The 25,226-nt window shown below is 69.3% G+C and carries 22 protein-coding genes and 1 pseudogene; 15 read left to right on the top strand and 8 right to left on the bottom strand.

Features of this window, described 5'->3' with window-relative positions:
• The first annotated feature begins 188 nt into the window (after window positions 1-188).
• Genes EGK76_RS14995 through EGK76_RS14980 form a run of 4 tightly spaced genes read left to right on the top strand, consistent with a single transcriptional unit; the run spans window position 189 to window position 4,436 of the window.
• Complete coding sequence (locus EGK76_RS14995; protein ID WP_123833159.1) at window positions 189-974, top strand: cytochrome c oxidase subunit II; 786 nt, start codon at window positions 189-191, stop codon at window positions 972-974.
• A complete protein-coding gene (ctaD, locus tag EGK76_RS14990) occupies window positions 971-3,511 on the top strand; it encodes a cytochrome c oxidase subunit I (RefSeq protein WP_123833158.1) in 2,541 nt (846 codons plus the stop codon). Before EGK76_RS14995 ends, ctaD begins: the two co-directional genes overlap by 4 nt.
• The gene (locus EGK76_RS14985; protein ID WP_123833157.1) at window positions 3,508-3,882 is read left to right on the top strand and encodes a hypothetical protein; all 375 of its coding nucleotides are present in this window, start codon (window positions 3,508-3,510) and stop codon (window positions 3,880-3,882) included. The genes ctaD and EGK76_RS14985 overlap by 4 nt, the downstream gene beginning before the upstream one ends.
• A gap of 14 nt (window positions 3,883-3,896) precedes the next feature.
• Window positions 3,897-4,436: a DUF2231 domain-containing protein gene (locus EGK76_RS14980; protein WP_123833156.1), complete on the top strand. Its 540-nt coding sequence runs from the start codon at window positions 3,897-3,899 to the stop codon at window positions 4,434-4,436.
• Between the two features lie 269 nt (window positions 4,437-4,705).
• Here EGK76_RS14980 and EGK76_RS14975 read toward each other — a convergent pair whose 3' ends face one another.
• The gene (locus tag EGK76_RS14975) at window positions 4,706-5,227 is read right to left on the bottom strand and encodes a CopD family protein (protein ID WP_233580332.1); all 522 of its coding nucleotides are present in this window, start codon (window positions 5,225-5,227) and stop codon (window positions 4,706-4,708) included.
• A gap of 102 nt (window positions 5,228-5,329) precedes the next feature.
• Here EGK76_RS14975 and EGK76_RS14970 point away from each other — a divergent pair, with 102 nt between their 5' ends.
• From EGK76_RS14970 to EGK76_RS14950, 5 genes are all read left to right on the top strand, one after another.
• Window positions 5,330-6,229 carry a cytochrome c oxidase assembly protein gene (locus EGK76_RS14970; RefSeq protein ID WP_233580331.1) on the top strand — a complete coding sequence of 300 codons (900 nt, stop codon included), beginning with the start codon at window positions 5,330-5,332 and terminating at the stop codon, window positions 6,227-6,229.
• Complete coding sequence (locus EGK76_RS14965) at window positions 6,226-7,545, top strand: ferredoxin reductase family protein (protein WP_123833153.1); 1,320 nt, start codon at window positions 6,226-6,228, stop codon at window positions 7,543-7,545. Before EGK76_RS14970 ends, EGK76_RS14965 begins: the two co-directional genes overlap by 4 nt.
• Window positions 7,546-7,777: 232 nt before the next feature.
• Window positions 7,778-8,944: a mechanosensitive ion channel family protein gene (locus EGK76_RS14960; RefSeq protein WP_123833152.1), complete on the top strand. Its 1,167-nt coding sequence runs from the start codon at window positions 7,778-7,780 to the stop codon at window positions 8,942-8,944.
• Window positions 8,945-8,972: 28 nt separating this feature from the next.
• On the top strand, window positions 8,973-9,968 hold the full coding sequence (locus tag EGK76_RS14955) for an aldo/keto reductase (protein WP_123833151.1): 996 nt from the start codon (window positions 8,973-8,975) through the stop codon (window positions 9,966-9,968).
• Window positions 9,969-10,180: 212 nt separating this feature from the next.
• On the top strand, window positions 10,181-11,245 hold the full coding sequence (locus EGK76_RS14950) for a BON domain-containing protein (RefSeq protein WP_123833150.1): 1,065 nt from the start codon (window positions 10,181-10,183) through the stop codon (window positions 11,243-11,245).
• 47 nt (window positions 11,246-11,292) lie between these two features.
• Here EGK76_RS14950 and EGK76_RS14945 read toward each other — a convergent pair whose 3' ends face one another.
• The gene (locus EGK76_RS14945; protein ID WP_123833149.1) at window positions 11,293-12,318 is read right to left on the bottom strand and encodes a bile acid:sodium symporter family protein; all 1,026 of its coding nucleotides are present in this window, start codon (window positions 12,316-12,318) and stop codon (window positions 11,293-11,295) included.
• A 111-nt stretch (window positions 12,319-12,429) separates the two neighbouring features.
• Here EGK76_RS14945 and EGK76_RS14940 point away from each other — a divergent pair, with 111 nt between their 5' ends.
• Window positions 12,430-13,515: an endonuclease/exonuclease/phosphatase family protein gene (locus EGK76_RS14940; RefSeq protein WP_199730931.1), complete on the top strand. Its 1,086-nt coding sequence runs from the start codon at window positions 12,430-12,432 to the stop codon at window positions 13,513-13,515.
• 184 nt (window positions 13,516-13,699) lie between these two features.
• Here EGK76_RS14940 and EGK76_RS14935 read toward each other — a convergent pair whose 3' ends face one another.
• The 4 genes and pseudogenes from EGK76_RS14935 to EGK76_RS14920 all read right to left on the bottom strand — a co-directional run bounded on the left by EGK76_RS14935 (window position 13,700) and on the right by EGK76_RS14920 (window position 16,884).
• On the bottom strand, window positions 13,700-13,966 hold the full coding sequence (locus EGK76_RS14935; protein ID WP_096296599.1) for a hypothetical protein: 267 nt from the start codon (window positions 13,964-13,966) through the stop codon (window positions 13,700-13,702).
• 165 nt (window positions 13,967-14,131) lie between these two features.
• Window positions 14,132-14,701: a hypothetical protein gene (locus EGK76_RS15450; protein ID WP_158613518.1), complete on the bottom strand. Its 570-nt coding sequence runs from the start codon at window positions 14,699-14,701 to the stop codon at window positions 14,132-14,134.
• A gap of 393 nt (window positions 14,702-15,094) precedes the next feature.
• Window positions 15,095-15,598 (bottom strand): annotated as a pseudogene (locus tag EGK76_RS15700) (pyridoxamine 5'-phosphate oxidase family protein); the annotation flags it as partial.
• A gap of 83 nt (window positions 15,599-15,681) precedes the next feature.
• A complete protein-coding gene (locus EGK76_RS14920; protein WP_123833147.1) occupies window positions 15,682-16,884 on the bottom strand; it encodes an MFS transporter in 1,203 nt (400 codons plus the stop codon).
• Window positions 16,885-17,065: 181 nt separating this feature from the next.
• Between EGK76_RS14920 and EGK76_RS14915 the strand changes: the two genes are divergently transcribed.
• The 4 genes from EGK76_RS14915 to EGK76_RS14900 all read left to right on the top strand — a co-directional run bounded on the left by EGK76_RS14915 (window position 17,066) and on the right by EGK76_RS14900 (window position 21,420).
• Entirely contained in the window at window positions 17,066-17,344 is a 279-nt protein-coding gene (locus EGK76_RS14915) for a hypothetical protein (RefSeq protein WP_123833146.1), read from the top strand.
• Window positions 17,341-18,051, top strand: a complete 711-nt coding sequence (locus EGK76_RS14910; protein WP_123833145.1) for a DUF72 domain-containing protein — start codon at window positions 17,341-17,343, stop codon at window positions 18,049-18,051. The genes EGK76_RS14915 and EGK76_RS14910 overlap by 4 nt, the downstream gene beginning before the upstream one ends.
• A 122-nt stretch (window positions 18,052-18,173) precedes the next feature.
• On the top strand, window positions 18,174-20,927 hold the full coding sequence (locus EGK76_RS14905) for a PAS domain-containing protein (RefSeq protein WP_158613517.1): 2,754 nt from the start codon (window positions 18,174-18,176) through the stop codon (window positions 20,925-20,927).
• A gap of 121 nt (window positions 20,928-21,048) precedes the next feature.
• Complete coding sequence (locus EGK76_RS14900; RefSeq protein ID WP_123833143.1) at window positions 21,049-21,420, top strand: hypothetical protein; 372 nt, start codon at window positions 21,049-21,051, stop codon at window positions 21,418-21,420.
• Between the two features lie 143 nt (window positions 21,421-21,563).
• On the opposite strand, the gene EGK76_RS14895 is transcribed toward EGK76_RS14900, so the two are convergent.
• Window positions 21,564-22,004 carry a hypothetical protein gene (locus tag EGK76_RS14895; protein WP_123833142.1) on the bottom strand — a complete coding sequence of 147 codons (441 nt, stop codon included), beginning with the start codon at window positions 22,002-22,004 and terminating at the stop codon, window positions 21,564-21,566.
• The gene (locus tag EGK76_RS14890; protein ID WP_123833141.1) at window positions 22,001-22,645 is read right to left on the bottom strand and encodes a DUF5671 domain-containing protein; all 645 of its coding nucleotides are present in this window, start codon (window positions 22,643-22,645) and stop codon (window positions 22,001-22,003) included. Before EGK76_RS14890 ends, EGK76_RS14895 begins: the two co-directional genes overlap by 4 nt.
• Before the next feature lie 119 nt (window positions 22,646-22,764).
• Here EGK76_RS14890 and dinG point away from each other — a divergent pair, with 119 nt between their 5' ends.
• A complete protein-coding gene (gene dinG / locus EGK76_RS14885; protein WP_123833140.1) occupies window positions 22,765-24,927 on the top strand; it encodes an ATP-dependent DNA helicase DinG in 2,163 nt (720 codons plus the stop codon).
• Window positions 24,928-25,226 lie beyond the last annotated feature (299 nt).

Genomic DNA, 25,226 nt, shown 5'->3' with positions numbered 1-25,226 from the left:
CTCCGGCGCCGTCGTCTCAGCTTCTGCGACTGCCGATGGCCGAGGGCCGACGTCGCCTTGAGCCTGTTGCGAGGCCGACGTCATCGCGACGCATTCACATACTGTGGCCGCCGTCCTCGGTAGCGTCCCCGACGGGTTCGCCGACCGGCCGCCCGCCGTCCGTGAACATTGGGGCCGCAACAATCGACATGCCGATCCGAGACCGCCGGCGCGCCAGCGCCCTGTTCGCCGCCGCGTTCGCGGTGGCCGCCAGTGCATGCGGCGGCCCGCAGTCCATGCTCGATCCTGCCGGTCCCGCTGCCGCCGAGATCGCCCGCGGCGGTTGGTTGATGACCGGACTGTTTTCCGCGGTGTGGATCGGGGTGATGCTGCTGCTGTGGTACACCCTGCGCCGGCGCGAAGCCGGTGACACGCCGCGCCGGCCCGAACGACTGATCCTGTGGGGCGGCGTGGCGCTGCCGCTGGTCGTGGTGGCCGGCCTGCTGGTCTACGGCACGCTGACCAGCGCGCGCGTGACCGGCGTGGGCAGCGAGCCCGATGCGGTGATCGAGGTGACCGCGCGCCAGTGGCAATGGCACTTCCGCTACCGCGACGCGAACGACCGGGTGATCGGCGAGAGCATCGACGAACTGGCGATGCCGCTGGGGCAGATGATCGAGTTCCGCATCACCAGCGACGACGTGATCCACAGCTTCTGGATTCCGCGGCTGGGCGGCAAGGTCGACGCGATTCCCGGCCGCATCAACGTGCTGCGCCTGCGCGCCGACCGCGCCACACCGATACGCGGCCAATGCGCCGAATTCTGTGGGTTGGAACACGCGCGCATGGTCTTTCCGGTCCGGGTGCTCGAACCCGCCGCGCTGACGGACTGGCTGGCCGGACGCGATGCACGGCCTGACGACGAGCCACCCTCGGCCCACGCGCCGGCCGGACGCGCGCCGCCACGCCACGGCGCCTCGGAGGACGTGCTGTGAGCCCCGCGACGCCCGACCACACCATTCCCACCCCCGGCGACCATCTGCGCCATGGCGATCGCCTCGCCAGGCTCGAACGCGTCTGGGCGAATGGCCCGGGCCTGGTCGGCCAGCTGACCGCGGTCAACCATTCCACGGTCTCGATGCGCGTGATCGTCACCGGCTTCGCCTTCCTGCTGGTCGGCGGCCTGCTGTCGATGTTCATGCGCCTGCAACTGGCCTGGCCGGGCCTGCAGGTGCTCGACCCGCAGCGCTACGCGCAGTTCGTGACCATGCATGGCACGACGATGATGTTCCTGTTCGCGGTGCCGATCATGGGCGGTTTCGCCATGTATCTGGTGCCCAAGATGATTGGCGCGCGCGACCTGCCGTTCCCGCGACTGTCGTCGTTCGGCTACTGGTGCTACCTGTTCGGCGGGCTGTTCCTGTACTCGAGCTTCATCTTCGGCAGCGTGCCCGACACGGGCTGGTTCATGTACACGCCGCTCAGCGACTCGACCTATTCCCCGGGCAAGGGCGCGGACTTCTGGCTGATCGGCGTGACCTTCGCCGAGATCGCCGCGGTGGTCTCGGCGGTGGAGGTGATCGCCGCGGTGCTGATCACCCGTGCGCCGGGGATGGACCTGCGCCGGATGCCGCTGTTCGTCTGGGCGATGCTGGTCACCGCCTTCATGATCGCGTTCGGCTTCCCGCCGCTGATCCTGGCCAGCATCCTGCTCGAGATCCAACGGGCGTTCGATTTCGCGTTCTTCGAAGTCGCGCGCGGCGGCGATCCGCTGCTGTGGCAGCACCTGTTCTGGCTGTTCGGCCATCCCGAGGTCTACATCATCTTCCTGCCCGCGGCCGGCGTGGTGTCGATGGTCGTATCGACCTTCGCGCGGCGACCGATGGTCGGCTACACCTGGATCGTGCTGGCGCTGGTCGCCACCGGCTTCCTCAGCTTCGGCCTGTGGGTGCACCACATGTTCGCGGTCGGCATTCCGTTGCTGGCGCTGGCCTTCTTCAGCGCGGCCAGCATGATGGTGGCGATCCCGACCGGCATCCAGATCTTCGCGTGGCTGGCCACGCTTTGGGCCGGCAAACCGTGGCTGCGCGTGCCGATGCTCTACATCATCGGCTTCTTCGTGGTGTTCGTCTGCGGCGGCCTGACCGGCGTGATGCTGGCATTCGTGCCGTTCAACTGGCAGGTGCACGACACCCACTTCGTCGTCGCCCATCTGCACTACGTGCTGATCGGCGGGCTGATGTTCCCGCTGTTCGCCGGCCTCTATTACTGGCTGCCGCTGGCCAGCGGGCGCATGCCCAGCGAATCGCTGAGCCGCAGCGGTTTCTGGCTGGTGTTCATCGGCTTCAATCTCGCGTTCCTGCCGATGCACCTGACCGGCATGGTCGGGATGCCGCGGCGCGTGGACAGCTACGCGATGGAACTCGGCGTGCACTGGCTCAACCTGCTGTCGACGGCGGCGAGCTTCGTGATGGCGGTCGGCGTGGTCGCGATCCTGATCGATGTCGCGCTGTGCTTCGTGCTCGGACGCCGCGGGGTCGAGAACCCGTGGCAGGCCGGCACCCTGGAATGGGCGGTGCCCTCGCCGGTGCCGACCTACAACTTCGCGTCGGTGCCGCAGATCGAAAGCCGCTACCCGCTGTGGGACAACCCCGAAGTGGTCGCGGCCACGCGACGCACCGACGGCCTGCTCGGCGAAGCCCACGACAACCGCCGCGAACTCCTCGGCACCGGCATCCAGTCCGGGCGTCCGGAACAGGTGATCCGGGTCTCCACATCGACCTGGCTGCCGATCCTGGCGGCGTTCACGATCGCCATCCTGCTGGCCGGCTTCATCAGCTCCCAATACTGGCTGTCGATCCTGATGCTGGTGCCGCTGATCGGCCTGTTCCTGCACTGGGCCTGGACCACGGGCGACCGGCATGCGCCGGCGGAGTTGGAGGTGGCGCCCGGCCTGCGCCTGCCGACGCAGGCCGCGGCGCGCAACGCGCCGGGCTGGTGGGCGCTGGTCGTCACGCTGCTGATCGATGGCTCGCTGTTCGCATCGCTGGTGTTCGCCTACTTCTACCTCTGGCTCAACGCGCCGGTGTGGCCCCCAGTCGGCGCGACGGTCATGGCGTGGACGCCGGCCCTGGTCGCGCTGGCCCCGCTGGTCCTGCCGCTGCTGGCGGCGTGGCTGGGACCCGTGGCGCTGGCGGCGGGCAGGCTGCGCACGGCGATCGCATGGCAGGTGGTGGCCGTCGTCGGCGGCGCCGTGTATCTGGGTCTGCATCTGCCCGCGCTGTGGGCGGCGGTCGGCGCGCCGCAAGTCCATGCCTATGCGTCCGTCGTGTGGACCCTGGCCGGGTTCCACGCGGTCCACATTCTGGTGGCGATGCTGATCGGTGGCTTCACCGCGATGCGGATCCGCTGTGGCTATGTGGACGGCGTGCGCCGTCTCGAGTCGCGGATCGCCGCGGCGTTCTGGCGCTATACCGTCGGCATCGGCGTGGTCACCTGGGCGGTGCTGCACCTGTTCCCGAGGTGGGCATGAGCCGGCCACGCGGCATGACGCTCACCCGCATGTGCGCGCCGTATGCGCTGTGGGCGCTGCATTTCCTGGCGATCTACAGCCTGCAGGGCCTGGCCTGCGCGCGCCAGCTGGGGCGTGAGCGCGTGGCCGGGCTCGAGATCATGACCTGGACGATGTGGGGACTGACCGCGGTCATCCTTGCCGCGATCGCCTGGCAGGCCTGGCGCGCGTGGCAGATCCGTCGGGCGCTGCTGGCCAGCGACGATGCCGGTCGCGCCGACCATGCCCGGCGGCTTTTCATGGTGGTCCTGTGCCTGCTCGGCGCGGCCATCTCCGCGCTGGGCGTGGTGTTCACCGCATCGCCGCTGGCGATGCTCCAGACCTGCGCCTGAGGCGCCCGGAAACCATGCGCAGAGACCTCAAACAACCCGTTCCCGACACCAGGAGCCACACGGTGGAAAGCGTGCTGGCGATCGCCAAGCACCCGATCCACCCGATGCTGGTGACCTTTCCGATCGCGTTCCTGTCGATGGTCGTGGTCACCGACGTCCTCTTCCTGTGGCTGGGCGCTGCGTTCTGGGCGGAACTGTCGCTGTGGCTCAACGTCGGCGGCCTCGGCTTCGGTCTGCTGGCCGGCGTCGTCGGCACCTTCGACATGATGTCGATCCGCGTCGTACGCCGGCACGTTTCCGCATGGAACCACTTCATCGTCGCGGTGATGGTGCTGGCGATGGCCACGCTCGGCGTCTGGCTGCGCCTGCCCGATCCGGTCGCTGCAGTGTGGCCCTGGGGCCTGCTGTCGTCGGCGGTGATGGCCGGCCTGGTCGGCGTCGCCGGCTGGCTCGGCGGCACGCTGAGCTTCCGCCACGGGGTGGGCGTCTACGGGGACGAGGAAGCGGACGCGGCCGACGGCCCGGATCCGGACCGCAAGCCGCCCGCGGAATAGATCGGTCGCGTACCGGCGTGTCGCGCTGCGCGCAGGCGGCCCGGCCGGCCCACCTTCGACGATCGGCACGCGCCGGCGCGTACGTCGGCCGCAGTCTGGTGAGGGCAGCGCCGATGGCCGACGGCGAGCCAGCGGGCGAAGCGGCGTGATCCATCGGAGGTCGCGCAGTTAACGCTGCCAGCACCCGCCCTTCATCGCTGCGGTTGCGCTATGAGCGCGGCGCGGCAGCGCGCGAAACGCTCGAACTACGCGCAGCACCGCCAGGGCGATCAGGACTCCGGCAACTCCAGCCGCGGCAGGCCCTCGCCCTCCTCCAGTCCGGGCACGATCTCCTCGGCCTCGACCGGTCCCATCGGCGGCGCCGGAAGATTCCCCAGCGTCAGCGGCTTGGCGCCGGTCAATCCGGCAATGAGCAGCAGGAAGACCAGCGGCACCCATCCGATCGCCCGATAGAACGTCGGCCCGTGGTGGTCGCGGTCGTGCCCCAGCTCGTAGAGCAGCAGGCCGAAGTACAGATGCAGCAGCACCGCGCCGGCAACGACGACCAGCTTGAGCACCAGCCACGCGCCCGCGGGATTCCACGCGAACAGGATGCCGCCCACGGTGATGGTCGCCAGCGCCGCCGGCGTCATGATCCGGAAGAACAGCATGTTGGTGACCGGATTCCAGTATTCGGGATCCGCGTCGATCTCGTGGCGATGCCGCGCGACGAACAGCCGCGGCAGGAAGAACAGACCGGAAAACCAGATCGTCATTGCCAGGATGTGCAGGATCTTGAGCCAGAAGTACACCGGCGCTCCACGCGGAATCGATGCCTGAAGGGTACGGTGCCCCGCATCAATACGGCGTGCCCTCGACGTGGACTGCGACAGCGGGCTGCTACCGTCGGGCGCATGTCGCGTGTGCCTATTTCCTTCATCGCATCGACCGCTTCTGTTCTGCTGCTGGCTGCGCCGCATCTGTGGGCAGCGCCGGCAGACGGTCCGCCGCCGTCGTTGTCGCAGGCGTGGACGCTGTCTGCCTGGACGCTGCTGCCGCTGGCGGTGCTCGCAGCGGCATATGCGACGGGGTGGATGCGGCAGCGCGCGCACGGCGGAACCCCGCTGCGCGAAGCACTTGCGTTCGCGTTCGCCATGCTCGCGCTGGCGCTCGCGCTGGTCTGGCCGCTCGATGCGTACGCGGGCTACCTCGCATCTGCGCACGTCGCCCAGCACATGGTCCTGCTGGCGCTGGCCCCGCCCCTGCTGCTGGCCGCGCGTCCGTTCGCGACCGTCGCTTCCACGCTGCCTCGCGCCGCCGCTGCTGCCAGTGGGCGGTTGCTGGCGCCACTGGCCGTCGCCGCGACCTCCGCACTCGGCCTGGCCACGCTGGTCCACATCGCGACGATGTGGCTGTGGCACATGCCCGGCATGATCGCCGTCTCGCTCGCGAGCGAAAGCGTGCACCGCGGCATGCTCGCCAGCGTGCTGCTCGCCGGCCTGTGGTTCTGGAGCGCGGTCCTGCGGCGACTGCGCGCGCACGATGGCGGCGCGGCCGGTGCCTGCGTGGCGCTGGTGACCGCGATGATGTGCATGGGCTTCCTCGGCGCGCTGCTGACGTTCTCGCCGCGACTGCTCTATCCGGCCTATACCGACCGCGCCCTGCTGGCCGGCGTCGACGCGCTGCGCGACCAGCAGCTGGCCGGCCTGCTGATGTGGGTGCCGGGCGGCGTGCCCTATCTGGTCGTGGGCCTGCTGCTCGTCGTCGCGCTCACCCGCGAGCTGCGCCGCGACCCCGGCGCTCGCGTGGCATGAACACCCGCTGGCGGCGGCTCGCGCTGTGGCTGCTGGCGTGGATGGCGGCTGCGCTGCTGCCGATGGCGATCGCGCTGGCCGGAGATGCGCCGGCCGTTCGCGGACGGATCGTCGAGACCGGCGCCATGCTCGGTCTGCTCGGACTGGGCGTACTCGCCGCGCAGGCGCTGACCTCCGGACGACAACGCTGGTTCGCGCGTGGACTCGGCCAGGACGACGTGCTGCAGTTCCATCGCCAGACCGGCCTGCTCGGCTGGGGCCTGGTGCTGGCGCATCCGCTGACGATGTTCCTCGGCGATACGCGCTTCCTCGACTACCTCGATCCACGTGAGGACTGGCTGCGTGCGTCCTCACTGTGGTGCGCGTTGCTGACGGCCACCTGGCTCACCGCCACATCACTGTGGCGCCTGTCGTTCGGCCTGCAGTACGAACACTGGCGTGCCCTGCATGGCGCGCTCGCGCTGCTGGTGGTGGCGATCGGCCTGGGCCATGCGCTGATGGTCGGTCACTACACCGCGCCGATGTGGAAGAAGGCCGCGCTGGCCGTGGTCGTCGGCGCGTCGCTCTACGCGGTGCTGGAGAACCGCGTGCTGCGCCCGCGCCGGCTGGCGCGTCGCCCGTGGACGGTGCAGTCGGTGCGGACCGCGCGTGACGGCAGCCACGTCCTGCGCCTGCTGCCGTCCGGCCACCGCGGCCTCGCGTTCCGCCCCGGCCAGTACGCCTGGATCACGATCGGCGAGACGCCCTGGCGATTGCAGCAGCACCCGTTCTCGATCAGTTCCAGCGCCGACGACCGGACGCTGGAATTCACCATCAAGCCGCTCGGCGACTTCACCGGCCGCGTCGGCGCGCTGACACCGGGCATGCACGCGTTCGTCGAAGGCCCCTACGGTGAATTCGCCTACCTGCCTTCGCGATGCCCGCACGGCGCGGTGTTCATTGCCGGCGGCGTGGGCATCACCCCGATCATGAGCATGCTGCGGACCGCACGCGACCGCCGGGCGTGCGCGCCGCTATGGCTGCTCTACGGCAACCCGGGCTGGGACGACGTGCTGTTCCGTGACGAGCTCGAAGCACTGGCGCAGGCATTGCCGCTGACCGTGATCCATGTGCTCGAGGCGCCTCCCGACGGCTGGACCGGCGAAACCGGCCACATCGACGGCGATCTGCTCGACCGCCGCCTGCCCCGCGACTTGCCGCAACTGCCGGTCTATGTCTGTGGGCCGGAGGCGCTGGCGAATGCGGTCGAGCCGGAGCTGATCGCGCGCGGCGTGCCGTCCGACCGGCTGTACTCCGAACGCTTCAATCTCGTGTGACCCGAAAAGGCCCAATCCGATGATGCACCGCCATCTGCGACGCGCCGGTATCGGCGCCGCCATCGTCCTGGTGCTGCTGGCATTCGTCGCGGCCTGGCTGCGCTGACGCGCGTCCCAAGGTGCGTCGCGAGCCGCAGCGGTGATGCGGTCTCGCGCGCCTCGCGGGCACCTTGACGACCCATCAACCTGCCGCGCCGCAGCATGGCACGCCCGATGACGCACTGGAGGCGCGATGCGCACCGACTGGATGCATCTGGCCACGATCGCATGGCCGCTGCTGGCCGCCCTGACCCTCGGCATCATCGTGCACTGGTACCTGCGCCGGCTTGCACGCGCTGCCCGCCGCCGCGCCTCCGAACAGATGCGCGCGCGGATCGCACAGGTCGTCGCCTTGCCTGCCGCAGTCGCATTGCCCCTGCTGTTCCTGTCCCTGGCGCTCAACGCCACACCGCTCGACCCGGAACTGCTTGGCCAGCTGCGCCACTGGATCGGGATCGGCGCCATGCTGTGCGTCACCTGGTTGCTGGCGCGATCTGTCGGTGCGGTCGAGGCGCGCATCCTGCGCGATCACCCGATCGACGTCGAAGACAATCTCGCGGCCCGGCGCATCCAGACCCAGACCCGGGTGATCAGCCGCGTGGTGCAGGCCGGCATCGTGCTGGTCGGCGTTTCGCTGGCGCTGATGACATTCCCCCAGGTACGCCAGGTGGGCACGGGCCTGCTGGCATCGGCCGGCATCATCGGCCTGATCGCAGGTGTCGCGGCGCAGCCGGTGTTCGGCAACCTGATCGCCGGCCTGCAGATCGCGCTGGCACAGCCGATCCGTCTCGACGATGTGGTGATCGTCGAGGGCGAATGGGGACGCATCGAGGAGATCACATCGACCTACGTGATCGTCCGGGTCTGGGACGAGCGTCGCCTGGTCGTGCCGCTGCAATGGTTCATTTCAAACCCCTTCCAGAACTGGACGCGCACCAGCGCGCAGCTGCTGGGCACGGCGTTCCTGTGGCTCGACCATCGCGCGCCGATCCCGGCGATCCGGGAGGAACTGCAGCGCATCTGCGAAGCCGATCCGCGCTGGGACGGGCGCGTCTGCGTGACCCAGGTCACCGAGACCGACAAGCACACCATCGAGGTGCGCCTGCTGGTCAGCGCGCGCAATTCCGGGGAACTGTTCGATCTGCGCTGCGCGGTGCGCGAGGGCATGCTGGCCTTCATCAATGCGCACCTGCCCGAGGCCCTGCCGCGCATGCGCAACGAGGTCACCGATGGCGATGCCCGTGACGCAACAAAGCATGCGGCCGCGCCGGTGCAGCATGCGGACACACGCTCGCCAGGGGCGGAAACACTCAGCTCCGGCGATCTCGACGCCGACGTGCCGGCGAGACCTGCACAGTGAGCCCTTGCACTCAACACGGAGCACCGCGATGAAGACCCGCACCCTCGGCCCTGGCGGCCCCACCGTATCGGCGATCGGCCTGGGCTGCATGGGCATGAGCGCGTTCTACGGCGGCCGTGGCAGCGATGCCGAGTCGATCGCCGTGATCCACCATGCGCTCGACCAGGGCATCACCCTGCTCGATACCGCCGACATGTACGGCCCGCACACCAACGAGACGCTGGTCGGCCGCGCGATCGCCGGCCGCCGCGACGATTCCTTCGTCGCCACCAAGTTCGGCATCCGCCTCGATCCGGACAATCCGCAGGCGCGTGGCATCGACGGCCGGCCCCAATACGTGCAGCAGGCCTGCGAGGCCAGCCTCAAGCGCCTGGGCATCGAGACCATTGACCTCTACTACCAGCACCGCGTGGATCCGCAGGTGCCCATCGAGGACACGGTCGGCGCGATGGCGCGCCTGGTCGAGCAGGGCAAGGTCCGGTACCTGGGCCTGTCGGAAGCATCGGCCGACACGCTGCGCCGCGCGGCGAAAGTGCATGCGATCACGGCGCTGCAGAGCGAGTATTCGCTGTGGTCGCGCGATCCCGAGACCACCGGCACGCTGGCCGCCTGCCGCGAGCTCGGCATCGGTTTCGTGCCCTATTCGCCGCTGGGCCGGGGCTTTCTGACCGGCACCATCCGCACCGTCGAGGATTTCGACGAGGACGATTACCGCCGCCGCTCGCCGCGCTTCCAGGGAGAGAACTTCGACCGCAACCTCGCGCTGGTGGAATCGGTCCAGGCGATCGCCCAGGACTACGGCGTGACACCAGGGCAGCTGGCGCTGGCATGGGTGCTCGCGCAGGGCGAGGACATCGTCCCGATTCCGGGCACAAAGCGCATCGGCTTCCTCGACGAGAACATTGCTGCGCTGGAGATCCATCTGACCGAGGACGACATGGCCCGGATCGATGCGATCTTTCCGCCGGATGCGGCGGCCGGAACCCGCTATCCGGAAGCCGGCATGGACGCGTTGAACCGCTGAGACGCGGGTATCTCGGCGTGCGAAGCGGGCATGAACGGCGCGGCGATTGGCTCGCGCCGCGGCGAGTCCTCTACGGATTTGACGCCCACGCAACGCGCGCGCGCGCACGGTCGTCTGCCCACCGGCAGTGATACGCGCTGCCGGGAGCACCACGGCAGACGCCGGGTGGCGCAGCGCCCGCCAGCGTCCTGCCCGACGAAACAGGAGATCCCATGGGACATCGCAAACAGGACGACGACACCGGCGTGTCGGAAATGAAGGCCTTCGGCGAAGAACTGATCGCAACCGGCGCCCGCTACATCGAAGCCGGCAAGCGCTGGCTCGATGCCCGGCTCGACGATTCGACGTCGCAGCGGCGGGCGCGCGAGCAGGACGGCGGTCGCTCACGTCCCGGCCGGGAATACGACCCCCATCGCCGTGGACGAGGCGATCACGGCCCCGACCGAGGCGCCTGGTCGGGCGGGGGCGCCTCCCGCTCCGGCATGCATGAGCACGATGACGACCACGGCACCGGCCATGGGCACGCGTTCTGGGACGAGCCACCACGTGGCAGCGCCCCGGAGCCGGGCGCTGGACCGTGGCGCCAGGAGCAACGGTGGCAGCCGAGGGAGCCCCATTCGGCGGGTGGCGATGGGTACGGGGCCTACGGGTCGGAGCGGCTGCGCGGAAGCGATGACCATCTCTCGGACTGGGGGCATCGCGCGCGGCCGGGCCAGGGCTCGGGCCGCCATGGCGGTCACGGCCGGCACACCGATGCCGCTCGCCATGGCAACGCGGCGGGCGGCTGGCGGGGGGTCGGCCCAAAGGGATATGTGCGCTCGGATGCGCGGATCACCGAGGACATCTGCGAGCGGCTGCTGTATGACGACGCGATCGATGCCCGCGAGATTTCGGTGCAGGTCCGCAACGGCGTCGTGAGCCTCGAAGGTCATGTCCCCGGTCGTGCGATGAAGCACCGCGTCGAAGATCTCGTCGAGCGCTGTGCAGGCGTGCGCGATATCGAAAACCACCTGCGCGTGCAGCGCGCGGACCGAACGGGGCAGCACGACGCCCCGCACGACGATTCTCTGCACACCGGTACGCCGGGCGCACATGCGCCGGACACCAACGTCCCACGATCCCCGAGCGAACATACGTCCTCCGCGCCGTCGCTGACCGGTAGCGCCACCGGACTCAATGCCCCGGGCGCCGCGGCGAGCTCCGGAAGTGTCTCCGGAAGCGGCTCGGACAACGGTGGCGACGCACCCGACGATGATGGCAACCCCCACCGCGTCTGACCCGGACGCCGCAACAGGCCGGATGCGGTGAGACAGGCCCGGCGGCCTCAGCCTGCGCCCTGCCCCGGCGCAGGCGCGCGGCGCGCATACCGTTGCGCAACCACCGCGCAGACGAGCAGCTGGATCTGGTGATAGATCATCACCGGCAGCACGATCGCACCCAGACCACCGCTCGCGAACATCAGCTTGGCCATCGGCAGGCCGGTGGCGAGGCTCTTCTTCGAGCCGCAGAACACGATGGCGATCTCGTCCGCGCGGTCGAAGCCCAGCCAACGCGCGATCCAGGTGACCAGCGGCATCACGACCGCCAGCAGCACAGCGCACACCGCGGTGACCGCGACCAGGGTCCAGACCGGCGTCTGGCGCCACAGTCCTTCGATCACCGAGGCGCTGAAGGCGGTATAGACCACCAGCAGGATCGTGCCCTGGTCGGTCCAGCGCAGCACCGGGCGATGGCGCTCGACCCAGCTCCCGATCCACGGGCGCAGGAGGTGGCCCGCAACGAAGGGCAGCAGCAGGAGCAGCATGATCCTGGCAATGGCCGTAAGCGGATTGGCCATCGCCCCATCACCGCCCACCAGCAGCGCCATCAGCAGGGGCGTCAGCGCGACGCCGACCAGGCTCGACAGGGAGGCGGCGCACACGGCTGCCGACACGTTGCCGCCGGCCATCGAGGTGAATGCGATCGACGACTGCACCGTGGAGGGCAGCGCGCACAGGAACAGGATGCCCACGTACAGCTCGGGCGTCAGCAGCCAGCCCGAGAGTGGCCGGCCGAGCAACCCGAGCAACGGAAACAACCCGAACGTGCAGGCGAGGATCGTCAGATGCAGCCGCCAGTGCCGCGCGCCGGCGACGATCGCAGCGCGCGACAGTCGCGCGCCGTGCAGAAAGAACAGCGCGGCGATGGCCCCGTTGGTGACGATGTCCATGACCGCGGCGGCTTTCCCCTGCACCGGCAGCAACGATGCGAGGGCGATGGTCGCGAGCAGCATCAGCGTGAACGGATCCACGCGCGGCCGGAATGACATCAGGGGCTCCAGTTGCGGACCGGCGGGTGCCGGGCGCGCCATGGTCGCAGCCGACGCGTTGGCTGCCCAGCCGCAGTGCGCCGGCGCGGGCACTTCACATCCCTGAAGCGGGCCAGGGCTGATAGTGCCGGCCTTCTTTGCCACCCGCCTCCCATGCTGACTCTGGTCTTCTCTGCCGCTACCGCGTTGCTCGCCGTTGCGACCCTGATGCCCACGATCCGCAGCGGTGCCTGGTGGATCCGCTGTTTCGATTTCCCGAGATTGCAGCTGCTGCTGCTGTCGGTGCTGGTGCTCGTTCTGCAACTCGCCCTACGCCCCGTCGAAGACGCATGGACGGTGGGGATCATCGTCGTCAACGTGGCCTGCATGCTGTGGCAGGCGTGGTGGATCTTCCCCTACACCCGCCTGGCGCGGGTCGAAGTCGAGGACGCGCCTGATTCGGCACAGCCACGGCTGCGCCTGCTCGCGAGCAACGTGCTCACGACCAACCGCAACGCGGAACTGCTGCTCGCCCAGGTGCGCAAGCACCGCCCGGACGTGCTGATCGCGGTGGAGACCGACAGCTGGTGGGAGGAACGGCTCGACACACTCAGGGACCTGCTGCCGCATGCGATGCGTTGCCCGCTGGACAATCTCTACGGCATGCACCTGTACACGCGTCTGCCCATGCACGACGCGGAGATCCGGTATCTGGTCGAGGACGACATTCCGTCGATCCATGTGACGCTGGAACTCGACGGCGGCCGACGCGTGGCGCTGCATGCGCTGCATCCGCGCCCGCCCAGCCCGACCGAATCGGACGGCTCACAGGAGCGCGATGCCGAGCTGGTGATCGTGGGCCGGGCGGTGAAGGAATCCACGCTGCCGGTGATCGTCGCTGGCGATCTCAATGACGTTGCCTGGTCACGCACCACGCGCCTGTTCCGCAAGCTCAGTGGCCTGCTCGATCCCCGCATCGGGCGCGGCATGTACAACACCTTCCATGCCCGCCTGCCGGGTCTGCGCTGGCCGCTCGACCACCTGTTCCACAGCACGCATTTCACCCTGGTGGGGATGCAGCGTCTGCCCGATGTCGGCTCCGACCATTTCCCGATCCTGGTCGAGCTGGCGTTGTCGCCGGGAGAGAACGACGCCGATGCGGGCCTCGATGCGGATGCCGACGATCAGGCCCAGGCGCAGGCTGCGGTCGAAGACGCGACGTTTTCGACCTCCGGCAGCGCAACGCTCAGGGCGGACTGAGCACGGCGGAAGTCGGACATGTCGACGTGGTCGCGCTCCGGGGCCGTCACGCGTGCCGGCAACTTCTCCCCCCTTCCGTATGCCCGCCAGCGACGCCGACGGGGGTGGGTCTTCGCGCAGGCTGGCTCACGCCCGGGGGCAAACCCGGGCTTTCGGCGCGACACGCCGCCCGGAACGCCCGCGCTCAGCGCGTCAGTCGTGCCCGCAGATCGCGCAGATCGCGCTTGGCGACATCGCGCAGGGTGTCCTCGCGCCACGCGTCGGCCGCTGCTTCGCCGGACATCCGCAGCCGCCGCTCGTACTCCGGCTGCATCTGTTCACGGCGCAGGTCGCGGATGCGCCGGTATTCGGTGCGCAGCGACGACATGTGCCGGATGGGATAGGCGGCGCCGATCGGCGACATCCATGGCTGGATCCCGTCATCGGTGGCGAGGGAGGTCGGGGTCTCCACCGAAGTATTCGGACCCGCAGCGGATGCAGGCATCGCCCACGCCAGTGCGAACGCACAGGCGCAAGCGGCGGTAACGGCTCTCGGGTCCATGGCACCCTCCCATGCGGTGACGGACACGAGTAAACCTAGCAGATGCGTTGCAAATGCTGTGTCGAGGCTGCTTGTTCAGCCAGCGCCGGGGCGCAGGTCCAGACCGAGCGCGTTGCCGAGTACGCGCATCGCTTCGTCGTCGTCGCGCGGGGCCAGCACGCCGGCCACGGTGTCGTCACCGGTGTCCCAGGTCCACAGGGTGTAGCCGGCCACCCGCAACTGGTCGTAGGCCGCCTCGATCAGGGCGCCGGTCGACGCGCCGGCGAGCGCGACCGCATCGGTCGGGTCCTCGACCCCCCAGTCGATATCCACGCGGAAGCGTTCGGCCAGGGTCTCGATCGCATCGATCAGCGTGGTGCGTTCGGTTTCGTCGATGCGGAAACTGGCGCGCCAGTCGGTGACGCGCTCGAGTGCATCGCGCACCGCCTCGGCGTCGTCATCGTCATCGTCGCCGAGCAGCTCGCGGTACGCCTGGAACTGCTGGGTGGCCGCCTCCTCGTCGCCGGGGTTGATGCGCAGCAGCCACTGCCAGGCCAGCACTTCCAGGTCGCCCTCGTGTTCGGCGTCGCCCTCGTCGAAATCGTGACCGGTGGCGCCGTGGGCGAAGTTGTCGTCGGGATCGAACTCGTCGTCGCGCGTGGGCATGGCGGCATTCCTGGAGGGGATGCGTAGTGTGCCGCGACATGGCCAGCCGCGGCACGCGGGCGGGCTTCAGCCGCCGGCGGTCCCGCGGGCGGAGCCCTTGGCGCCCCCACCGCGCTGCGATGGCGCAGTCTTGCCGGCAGCGGGCTTGCGCGCTGCCGGGCGCTTGGTCGTCGCTTGCTTCGAGGATGCCTTTGGCGTCGCGTTCGCGCGGGCGCCGGTGCTGGCCGATGGTGAACCGGTGGCGCTCTTCTTCGTGGTCGTCCGCTTGGCACCGGACGATGCGGTCGTGCCGCCGCCCGAGCGGCCGGCGATCTTCTTCGTCGCCGGCTTTCCACCGTCGTCGCCGCGCGTTTGGGCATGCGACGGCGGCAGACGCGAGGTCGTGGTCCCGCCGCGCAGGTCGACGATGCGGTTCTCGCCCATCGCCTCCTTGCGCCTGGTCACTTGGGCGACGGCAAAGGCGATGGCCTTGCCGATCAGCGAGCCCGGGCCATCCCAGTACTCGGCGGTGCGCATCTCGACCTCGATCAGGGTGAGCTTGGGATCGTTGATGCCGCGCGGGAAATACGCCTTGAGCGCGTCGTCCCAGAACTCCTCGATCTTCTCCGGATCGTCGTTGACGTAGGCATCGCCTGCCATCGACACGTAGGTATTGCGGCCCTTGGACGCATACGCCAGGTTGACCTTGGAGTTGCGCGTGATCTCGGCAACCTTGGGACTGTCGGAAGCAACGAAGAACCAGACGCGGCTGCCGTCGAAGCGTGCCTTCTGGGTCGAGAGCGGCCGGCTGACGAGGTAACCGCCCGGCCCCACGCTGGTGAACATCGTGATGTCGATGTCCTCGATCAGTTTCGCGATCGTCTGCGCGTCTTTCGCGCCCTTGCTCTTCGCCGCCATGCTGGTCTCCGCTCCGGGGATCGAACGGCAGTGTCGACAGCGCGGCGGGCAACAGGCGTGAAGGCGTCCAGGCCGTGGAGATTTCAGCAGGCCGCGGCCACGTTCGCGCGCTGGCGCCGTTCGTCGCGCCGCGCCATGACGTAGATCCCCAGGCCTGCCGCGGCCGTCACCGCCCCGACGTAGCCGGTGGCTGTCCAGCCCAGGCCCGCGCCGATCGCCATGCCGCCCAGCCAGGGACCGAGCGCATTGGCGGTATTGAAGGCGGCATGGTTGGACGCCGCCGCGAGGGTCTGCGCGTCACCGGCAACATCCATCAGCCGCTTCTGCAGCACCGGCGCGAGCGCCCCCATGGTGCCGACCGCGACGATCGCCGGCAGGATCGACCACACCGCGCCGGTCGCGAGCGGGAACAGCAGCAGTACCAGCAGCGACCAGCCCATGACGACGGCGACCGCACGGAACTGCAGTCGGTCCACCAGCCAGCCGCCGGCGAGGTTGCCGAGGATCGCACCGACGCCGAACGCCGCCAGACCGATCGGAATCCAGCGCTCCGACACGCGCGTGACCTCGATGAGGGTCGGGGCCAGGTAACTGAAAACGCAGAACATGCCGGCGAAGCCGATCGCGCCGATCAGCAGCGCATACCAGACCTGCGCGGTATTGAACGCGCGCAGCTCGCGCATCGGCGACTGCGTCGCCTCGGCCGGGTCGGGGGCGAGCAGGCGCGCAACCAGCGCGACGGTCAGCATCGCGATCACCGCGACCAGGGCGAAGGTCCAGCGCCAGCTCAGCTGCTGGCCGAACCATGTCGCCAGCGGATTGCCGACCAGAATTGCGATCGACAGACCCAGCAGCACCCGGCTCATCGCCGCGCCGCGCTGCGCAGGTGGACTGATCGAAGCAGCGACCAGCATCGCGACGCCGAAGTAGGCCCCGTGCGGCAGACCGGCGACGAAACGCGCCACCATCATCGCGCCGTAGTTCGGCGCAAGCGCGGTCGCGAGATTGCCCAGCGCGTAGAAACCCATCAGCGCCAGCAGCAGGCGACGCCGCGGCAGGCGCGCACCGAGGATCGCCAGCAGGGGCGCGCCGACGACCACACCGACCGCGTAACTGCTGATCAGATGCCCGACTGCCGGTTCGTCGACACCGAACTCCCGGACCAGACTCGGCATCAGGCCCATCATCGCGAACTCGCTGGTGCCGATCGCGAAACCGCCCATCGCCAGGGCGAAGAGGATCAGCGCGCGGGTGCGATCGGACGGCAGGGCCGGGGCATTCGCCATGAGGACGCTCGGACTCGGAACCGACCATTATTGTGCATTGCAGCACAAGGCGTCGTGACCATCCTTGAGGGTGCTGCGTTGCATGCAGCGGGTGATTCGCCAGTATCGAATGAACGCGCCGGAACGACATGTGCTGGACGCGTCCGCGTCGACAGTCGCGCCCGTATCCACGGAGATCTGCATGCCGCTGACCGCATTCGGCCTCGACCGCACGCTCAAACCCGCCGCCACGCGTTCCTCGACCCGGCGGCGGCTCGACCATGGGCTCACCGCCATCGTGGCGCATGGCGTCGACACATCCACCGCGCGCGTCACCGAAGCCATGGGCGGCGGGGACTCCGGGGATCTCGACCAGCCCCCGGCAAAGGTGGCCGATACCATCGGCATGCGCGCGCGCAACGCGGTGCGTCTCGCCCGGCTGCTGCAGCTCCATCCCGATCCGGGACCGCGCAAGGGATGATCCGGATCGGGTGCGCCGGCTGGTCGATCGCCGCGGGTGACGCGGACCTGTTCGAGGCCGGCGAATCCGCGCTTGCCCGCTACGCGACGCGCTTCGACATGGCAGAGATCAATTCCTCCTTCTACAAGCCGCACCGGGCTGCGACCTATGCGCGCTGGGCGGACACGGTGCCGGCGGGGTTCCGGTTTTCGGTGAAGCTGCCCAAGGCCATCACCCACGAGGCGCGGCTGGTGGGCTGCGGACCGGCGCTCGATACGTTCTTCGACGCGGCCGGCGCGCTGGGTGATCGGCTGGGTTGCGTGCTCGTGCAACTCCCGCCGAGTCTGGCGTTCGATGCCCGCATCGCCAGCACCTTCTTCGCGATGCTGGGTCGGCGCTGGCCGGGCCCGGTGGCCTGCGAGGCACGTCATGCGAGCTGGCTGGAGCCGCGTGCGGAGGCCGTCCTGCGCCGTCGCGAGGTGGCACGCGTGGCGGCCGATCCCGCGCGCCACGGCGACGATGCCGTCCCTGGTGGGCATCCCGGATTCGCATACTGGCGCTGGCACGGCGCGCCGAAGATCTACTACAGCGACTATCCGCCCGCGGCACTGGATGCGATCGCCGACGCGGTCGCTGCGGGGCCGGCCGACGCCTGGGTGGTGTTCGACAACACCGCGGGCGGCCATGCAGTCCCCAATGCGGCCGCCCTCCAGGCCCGGATCGGATGAGCCGCTCACTGCGTCGCGACGAATGGCTGTGGCAGGATGCGCGGTCATCCACTCCCCGCGCGTTGTCCGTGACGTCTCCAGCGACTGCCGGCTCGCCCGATTTCCTGCACATCCACAGCGCAATGGCATCCCGCGTCGCGGCGTTCGACTGGACGCAAACGCCGCTGGGCCCGATCGAACACTGGCCGCAGTCACTGCGAACGACACTGGGCCTGATGCTCGAATCGCGTTTCGCGATGTGTCTGTGCTGGGGTCCGGAGCTGACGCTGTTCTACAACGACGCCTATATGCGGGTGCTTGGCGCGAAGGAGCCCGGCGCGCTCGGCCAGCCGCTGGCGCTGATCTGGTCCGATGTCTGGGAGGACATCCGTCCGCTGGTGGACAGCGTGATGTCCGGCACGGCCACGATGCAGGAAGACATGCCGCTGACGATGCTGCGCAACGGCTATCCGGAGGAAACGTTCTTCACGTTCTCCTATACGCCGGTACGCGGCGAGGACGGCGGGATCGCCGGATTCCTCAACGTCACCACCGATGTCACCCGACGGGTGCAGAACGAGCGCCGGCTGCGTGCCGACGTCGCCCAGTTGGGGCGCATGTTCGACCAGGCGCCCAGCTTCATGGCGATGCTCACCGGCCCCGACCATGTGTTCCGCTATGCCAACCCGGCCTACATGCGCCTCATCGGCGGACGCGACGTGCTCGGCAAACCCGCAGCCGAAGCGTTGCCGGAGGCCGCGCAGCAGGGCTATGTGGCCTTGCTCGACGAAGCGTTCAACAGCGGCAACCCATTTTCCGCCGACGGCATGAGATTCGTCGTCCAGGCCTCGGCGGGCGGCGAGCCTGTCGAACGCTATCTGGACTTCGTCTACCAACCGATCAGCGACGAGCATGGCGGGGCCGGCATCTTCGTGCAGGGCGTCGACGTGACCGCGCGCCGGATGTCCGACCTCGTCCTGCGCACGCGCGAGGCCGAGCTGCGCGCACTCAACCGCGATCTGGAACGCGAGGTCCTGGAACGCGCACGCGAGCGATCGCTGACCTGGCAGGTCACCCCCGACCTGCTCGCGGTCATGGACGCAGAGGGCGTGATCGAAGCGATCAATCCCGCCTGGCAACAGTTGCTCGGCTGGACCGACGACGAACTGCTCGGCCGCCGCTGGCTGGACCGTGTCTGCGCGGAAGATCACGCAGTCACCCGCGCGGTCCTCGACAACCTGCGCGCCGACAAGCCGGTGCTGCATTTCGAGAACCGCTTTCGCACGCGCACCGGGGGCGTCCGCACCCTGTCGTGGATGGCGACGCCGGAAGGCGGGCGTTTCTACTGCAGCGGCCGCGACGTCACCGACATCAAGGCCGCCGCCGACGCGCTGGCCCGCTCCCAGGCGCAACTGCGCACATTGTTCGAAACCAGTTACCAGCTGCAGGGCATGTGCAGACCCGACGGCATCGTCACCGATGCCAATCGGCCCGTGCTTGAGGCGCTGGGAGTCGGGTTCGACGACGTCGTTGGCCTGCCGCTGTGGGAGACGCCGTGGTTTTCCGCCACGCCCGGGATGCCGGCGCGTATCCGGGCGATGTTCGTGCGCGCCGCCGCAGGCGAGACCGTGCGTGACGAAATCCAGGTCGATCTGCCCGGTGGCCGACGTTGCCACGACCTCTCGCTGCGGCCGATCCACGACGACGGCCGCATCATCGCCGTGGTTCCAGAGGCGATCGACACGACCGAGCGCCGCAATGCCGAAGAAGCCCTGCGCCAGTCGCAGAAGCTCGAATCTCTGGGACAGCTGACCGGCGGCGTCGCCCACGATTTCAACAACCTGCTGATGCCCATTGTCACCGCGCTCGACCTTGCGTCCGATCCGAATGCGCGCCCGGAGCGCCGCGCGCGCATGCTCGGGGTCGCACGCCGGTCCGCAGATCGCGCCACCTCGCTGGTACAGCGGCTGCTGTCGTTTGCGCGCAGGCAGCCGCTGCAGACCACCGACGTGGACGTGGGGGCGCTCGTGGTGGGCATGGCCGCGCTGGTGGAGAGTTCCTGCAGTCCGCGGATCCGGCTGGTCGTGGCGGCCGCCGATGGTCTGTTGCCTGCGGTGGCCGACCCCGGCCAGCTGGAAATGGCCATCCTCAACCTCGGCATGAACGCCTGCGACGCGATGCCAGAAGGGGGTACCCTCACGCTGGCTGCCCGCAATGCCCGGGTCACGGGCGATGGCCGGCTGGCGGACGGACGTTACGTGGTGGTGGCGGTGTCCGACACCGGTCATGGCATGGACGAGGCGACGCGCCAGCGTGCCATCGAGCCGTTCTTCTCGACCAAGGGCATCGGCAAGGGCACCGGCCTTGGCCTGTCGATGGCGCACGGACTGGCGTTGCAACTCGGCGGGTATCTGTCGATCGACAGCTCGCCCGGCGCCGGCACCACCGTCGAACTCTGGCTCCCCGTGGGCACATCCCGGGTCGCCGCACACGAACCGACCGAGGACACAGTAGTGGACAGCACAGCAGAACCGCGCGGTACCGCACTGGTGGTGGATGACGAGGATTCGGTGCGCATGTGCACCGCTGATGCGCTGGAGGACATGGGCTATCGCATCGTCGAGGCCGGTTCGGCCGAAGAGGCGCTGCGCGCGCTCGACGACGGTCTCGCCCCCGCCATCCTGGTGACCGACCATCTGATGCCGGGCATGACCGGCGCCGAGCTGGCACGCGCCGTGCGCGAGCGTCTGCCGGCCACGGCGATCATCATCGTTTCCGGCTACACCAACATGGCCGACATCGCGCCCGGGGTGACCATCCTCAACAAACCCTTCCGCCAGCATGAGCTTGCGGCAAGCGTGGGGCTGGCCGCCGCGTCGATCCACGGCGCGGCCTGAGTCCGGACCGACCATCGCCGACGCCGCGTCGACACCCGCGCGCAGACGCTGCGGACATGCCGTCCCGGGCTCACCAGCCGCAGCAGCGCGTCGCACTCGGTCCGCTTGGAGGGCCGGCGCGGTGACCGGGTGGATGCGCTACGGCAACCGGCATGGCGGCAGCGGCGTGCGCGCCTGGCGTCTCGAAGGCAATCTGCTGTCGGTCGAGTTCGTCGATGGCGCGGTGTACGACTACCAACGTCAGGAGGTCGGGAGTCGCCGCTTCGATGCCGCCTGTGCGGCCGCGCGCGCGGGACGCGGGCTTTCGAGCTGCATCAGCCGACATCTGCGCGACCGCTATGCAGATCGCTACGACGATCGCCGGGCCTGGGACGTCGTCCGCAACCGGGGACGCAGCGACGATGGCGCAATCTCAAAGGCCGGGGCTGCACGCCCCATCGGCCCTGTGCCCCAACGGCGACGCCCCGCCCTCCAACGGCCTGCGTCTCGATGATCCGCTCCAGCAACGCATGCAACTGCGCCAGATGCCCGGAACCGGCGGCGCGGGTATCCGGATCCGATGTCATCGCGACCGTCGGCACGACCTAGAGCGCGCATGGAACACCGGCGAGGCGCGTGCAGGATCGCCTCTCGGGCTTAGCCCGGCGCTTCGGCCTGGGACGACGGCTTGATCTGGCGTTCGAAACAGACCCGGCCGGCCGTATGCGGCCAGTCGCGGCGCATCCAGGGTTCGATCTGGCGCAGCGGCTGGGCGTTGTCGGTGGCGAACACCGCGCACAGCTCCAGCAGATCGGGCCCGAGAACCCGGTATTCGTACGCCGCGCCGGTCACCGGATCGGTCCGGCGCAGGTCGACGCCCGGCACGGCCTCCAGGGTTTCGGGCAGGGTCTTTCGCCTGAGCAGATGCGCGCCCGCTGCCTGCTCGATCGCATGCAGATCACGGACGCGCGCGGCGTCCAGGCGCGCGTCGCGTTGCGCGCCGGGGGTGCCGATCAATATCAGCGTCACCACGACCGCCGCCGCGCTCACCAGTCCGCCGGCCACCACGAGGCCGCGCCCGAAGCGGGCCACGTTCAAGGCGACACCTCTTCCCGACGCAGGTCCAGAAGGTAGAACGTGAAGATCGCCCCGGCGATGGTGCCCGCGATCAGCACCTTGAGCAGGAATCGGACGCTGAGCTCGCCCCCCAGGACGTTGTAGACCAGGGTGATGAGATCTCCCGCCAGCACCGCCGTGGCCAGGAACAGGGTCATGTACGTCAGCCATCGGCGCACCGGCGACAGCCGCTTGACCGGATCGCGCTCCAGTTCGCGCGACAGTTTGTGCGCCATGAACGCGAACAACGGAAACGCGATAACCAGTGACGATGCCGACCACCGCATCGACCGGCCGAGCCACTGCCCCCGGTAATCGGGATCGCTCGGGTCGGGGAAGGCCAGGTTCACCAGGTCGAACAGCAGGCTGCCGAGCTGCCACGCCGAGATATAGAGCGCCGTGAACAGCACCAGATGCAGGAAGGCGTCGCGCGCCGACAGGGTCGGCCGCGGTCGGGGAACCGGTAGCCCGAATGCAACGGCCGGGTATCGCGACAGCGCGTCGCCAACCTGCGCTGCAGGCCAGCCTGCCTTGGCCAGGGTGGTGGCGACCGCATCGTGACCGGCCCCGCGCGCCAGTGCCTCGCGCACGAAACCCTGCAACTCCCTCGAATCCGCGCTCATGGTCCGCTCCGGTCTTGAGTGGCCAATCTAGCAGGCGGCCGGATGCCCATGCCGTGCCGATCTCACCGTGTTCAGCATTCCGGTCTCGGTCCGCGCGACCCGCCGTGGGACAATGGCGCATGGGCGAACCCGACACCACCTCGCCGGCCACCGACGCGGCCGATGCACCGCCGCGCGTGCTGACCGAGGCGCTGAAGGCCGACATCCGCGCCGCGTACACGAAGCTGCAGGCGAACACGCCCGGCTTCAGCACGCGCCGCTCGCAGAGCGCGATGATCGGACTGGTCTCGCGCGCACTCGCGACCACAGGCGGCATCGGCGTCGCCGAGGCGCCGACCGGTGTCGGCAAGTCGCTGGCGTATCTGACCGCCGGGGTGCCGATCGCCCTGGCGACGAAGAAGAAACTCGTCATCAGCACCGGCACCGTGGCCTTGCAGTCGCAGCTGGTCGAGCGCGACATCCCGGCGTTCCTCGCCGCGACCGGACTGGAAGCGCGCGTCGCGCTGGCCAAGGGCCGCACCCGCTACCTGTGCACGCGCAACGCCGCGGAACTGCATGCCGAACACAGCCAGGGCACGATGCTGCTCGACGGCGCCGGCCCCGACGAAGGCGGCGACTTCGAGCGCCAGCTCTACGACCGGCCGCTGGCACCGCACGAGATCGACGCCGCGCGGCGGCTGCTCGAAGCGCATGCGGACCGCCAGTGGGACGGCGACATCGATGCCGCGCCCGAGCCGATCTCGCCGGCGTTGCGCACGCGCATCACGACTCCGGCGTCCGGCTGCGCCGGCCGGCGCTGCAGCTTCGCCCAGCAGTGTCCGGTGCTCAGGGCGCGCAATACGGTGCGCGAATCGCAGATCGTCGTGACCAACCATGCCCTGCTGCTGTCGTCGCTGGCGATGGGCGACATCGAGAACGGACAGCCGCTGCTGGCGCCGCCCGGCGAGATGCTGCTGGTGCTCGACGAAGGTCACCACGTGGCCAATGTGGCGATCGACCAGGGCGCTGCGCGTCTGCCCCTGGCCGACATGGCCAAGCGCACCGGGCGCATGCAGATCCTGATCGCCGGCAGCTACCGCCTGGTCGACAAGGAGAAGATCGGCACGCTGCTGCCCGGCGAGGCGATCGAACTCGCCTCGCGGGTGTCGAAGGGCCTCAAGGCCTTCCAGCTCGACGTTGACCGGACCTGGCAACCGGAGCCCGGCGATCGCGACCCGATGTGGCGGGCGCCGCTCGGCCGCCTGCCCGAACACTGGGCGCCCGCGATCGAACAGCTGGGAGAGGACACCCGCGCCCTCCTCAACTGGGTGCATGCCGCGCAGCAGGCCGTGGCCCGGGTGAAGCAGGAGGATCCTGCGCGCGAGAAGCTGCAGCGCAGCCTGGGGCTGGCCCTGGAAATGATCGAGCAACAGCACGACCTGTGGGCCGGCTGGCGCCGCGAAGACCGCGACGGCAGTCCGCCGATGGCACGCTGGATCACCGCCACCCGCGAAGGCGACCTTGCCCTGCACTGCTCACCCGTCTCGGCGGCGCACGTGTTGCGCTCGCTGCTGTGGAAGGAGATCGACTCGGTGGTGATGACTTCGGCGACACTGACCGGCGGCGGGGATTTCCAGTCGTTCGCGATCGACACCGGCCTGCCCGACCACGCCGAAACCGCATCCCTTCCGTCGCCGTTCGATCTGCGCAACCAGGCGCAGCTGATCGTGCCGCAGTTCCCGGTGCCGCCCGACGACCGCGAAGGCCATCCGAAGGCGGTGGCCGAATGGCTTGCGCGCGAGCTGGACTGGTCCAAGGGCAGCATGGTGCTGTTCACTTCGCGCTGGAAGATGGAGAAGGTCGCCGAGCTGATGCCGGGCTCGCGGCGGGCAGCCATCCAGGTGCAGAGCAGTGGCAACAAGTCGCAGGTGGTGGCCGCGCATCTCGAGCGCGTCGCCGCCGGCAAGGGCTCGGTGCTGTTCGGGCTCAATTCGTTCGGGGAAGGTCTGGACCTGCCGGGCGAGGCCTGCACGACGGTCGTGATCACCCAGGTGCCGTTCGCGGTACCGACCGACCCGCAGACGGCGACGCTCGGCGAATGGCTCGAAGCCCGCGGCCACAACCCGTTCAACCTGATCGCCGTGCCGCATGCGCTGCGCACCTTGACCCAGTTCGCCGGGCGCCTGATCCGCACCTCGACCGATACCGGCCGCGTCGTGATCCTCGATTCGCGCCTGCTCAGCCGCCGCTACGGCCAGCGCATCCTCGATGCGCTGCCGCCTTTCGAGCGCGTGATCGGCTGAACGACCACGGTGCTGCGGCTCTGCGCCGACCCTCCGGAAAACTCGAGGCGTGCATCGCGCCGGGCCGCTCAAGCACCTCCATGCCAGCGCCGCCTCTCCGCTGCCGCCGCCGGCGGGAGTACTCACTGACCCGCCCGGGTTGTTGCTGTCCTGCACCTCTCCCTCCGGGAGAGGTCGACGCGCTCGGCGCGTCGGGTGAGGGTGAGGGTGAGGCCGGGGACGCGAGCGCGAGCGCGGGGCAACCTACGGCCACTACGCCCAGCGCGTCGTCGACGCTGCCGCCGGTCGCGAGAGCGCCA

Origin of the sequence: Luteimonas sp. 100069 (assembly GCF_003813845.1) — a bacterium.
Taxonomy (GTDB): domain Bacteria; phylum Pseudomonadota; class Gammaproteobacteria; order Xanthomonadales; family Xanthomonadaceae; genus Luteimonas; species Luteimonas chenhongjianii.
Note: the sequence above shows the minus strand (reverse complement) of the source record. Positions and strands in the feature narration are given on the sequence as shown.

Bases quoted from the DNA above. Each gene is read 5' to 3' on its own strand.
- EGK76_RS14910 (WP_123833145.1), top strand. From the start codon at position 17,341: ATGATCCGGATCGGGTGCGCCGGCTGGTCGATCGCCGCGGGTGACGCG.
- EGK76_RS14965 (WP_123833153.1), top strand. From the start codon at position 6,226: ATGAACACCCGCTGGCGGCGGCTCGCGCTGTGGCTGCTGGCGTGGATG.
- EGK76_RS14960 (WP_123833152.1), top strand. From the start codon at position 7,778: ATGCGCACCGACTGGATGCATCTGGCCACGATCGCATGGCCGCTGCTG.
- EGK76_RS14905 (WP_158613517.1), top strand. From the start codon at position 18,174: ATGGCATCCCGCGTCGCGGCGTTCGACTGGACGCAAACGCCGCTGGGC.
- EGK76_RS14890 (WP_123833141.1), bottom strand. From the start codon at position 22,645: ATGAGCGCGGATTCGAGGGAGTTGCAGGGTTTCGTGCGCGAGGCACTG.
- EGK76_RS14950 (WP_123833150.1), top strand. From the start codon at position 10,181: ATGGGACATCGCAAACAGGACGACGACACCGGCGTGTCGGAAATGAAG.
- EGK76_RS14955 (WP_123833151.1), top strand. From the start codon at position 8,973: ATGAAGACCCGCACCCTCGGCCCTGGCGGCCCCACCGTATCGGCGATC.
- EGK76_RS15450 (WP_158613518.1), bottom strand. From the start codon at position 14,701: ATGCCCACGCGCGACGACGAGTTCGATCCCGACGACAACTTCGCCCAC.
- EGK76_RS14995 (WP_123833159.1), top strand. From the start codon at position 189: ATGCCGATCCGAGACCGCCGGCGCGCCAGCGCCCTGTTCGCCGCCGCG.
- EGK76_RS14985 (WP_123833157.1), top strand. From the start codon at position 3,508: ATGAGCCGGCCACGCGGCATGACGCTCACCCGCATGTGCGCGCCGTAT.
- EGK76_RS14940 (WP_199730931.1), top strand. From the start codon at position 12,430: ATGCTGACTCTGGTCTTCTCTGCCGCTACCGCGTTGCTCGCCGTTGCG.
- EGK76_RS14920 (WP_123833147.1), bottom strand. From the start codon at position 16,884: ATGGCGAATGCCCCGGCCCTGCCGTCCGATCGCACCCGCGCGCTGATC.
- dinG (WP_123833140.1), top strand. From the start codon at position 22,765: ATGGGCGAACCCGACACCACCTCGCCGGCCACCGACGCGGCCGATGCA.
- EGK76_RS14970 (WP_233580331.1), top strand. From the start codon at position 5,330: ATGTCGCGTGTGCCTATTTCCTTCATCGCATCGACCGCTTCTGTTCTG.
- EGK76_RS14980 (WP_123833156.1), top strand. From the start codon at position 3,897: ATGCGCAGAGACCTCAAACAACCCGTTCCCGACACCAGGAGCCACACG.
- EGK76_RS14945 (WP_123833149.1), bottom strand. From the start codon at position 12,318: ATGGCGCGCCCGGCACCCGCCGGTCCGCAACTGGAGCCCCTGATGTCA.
- EGK76_RS14915 (WP_123833146.1), top strand. From the start codon at position 17,066: ATGCCGCTGACCGCATTCGGCCTCGACCGCACGCTCAAACCCGCCGCC.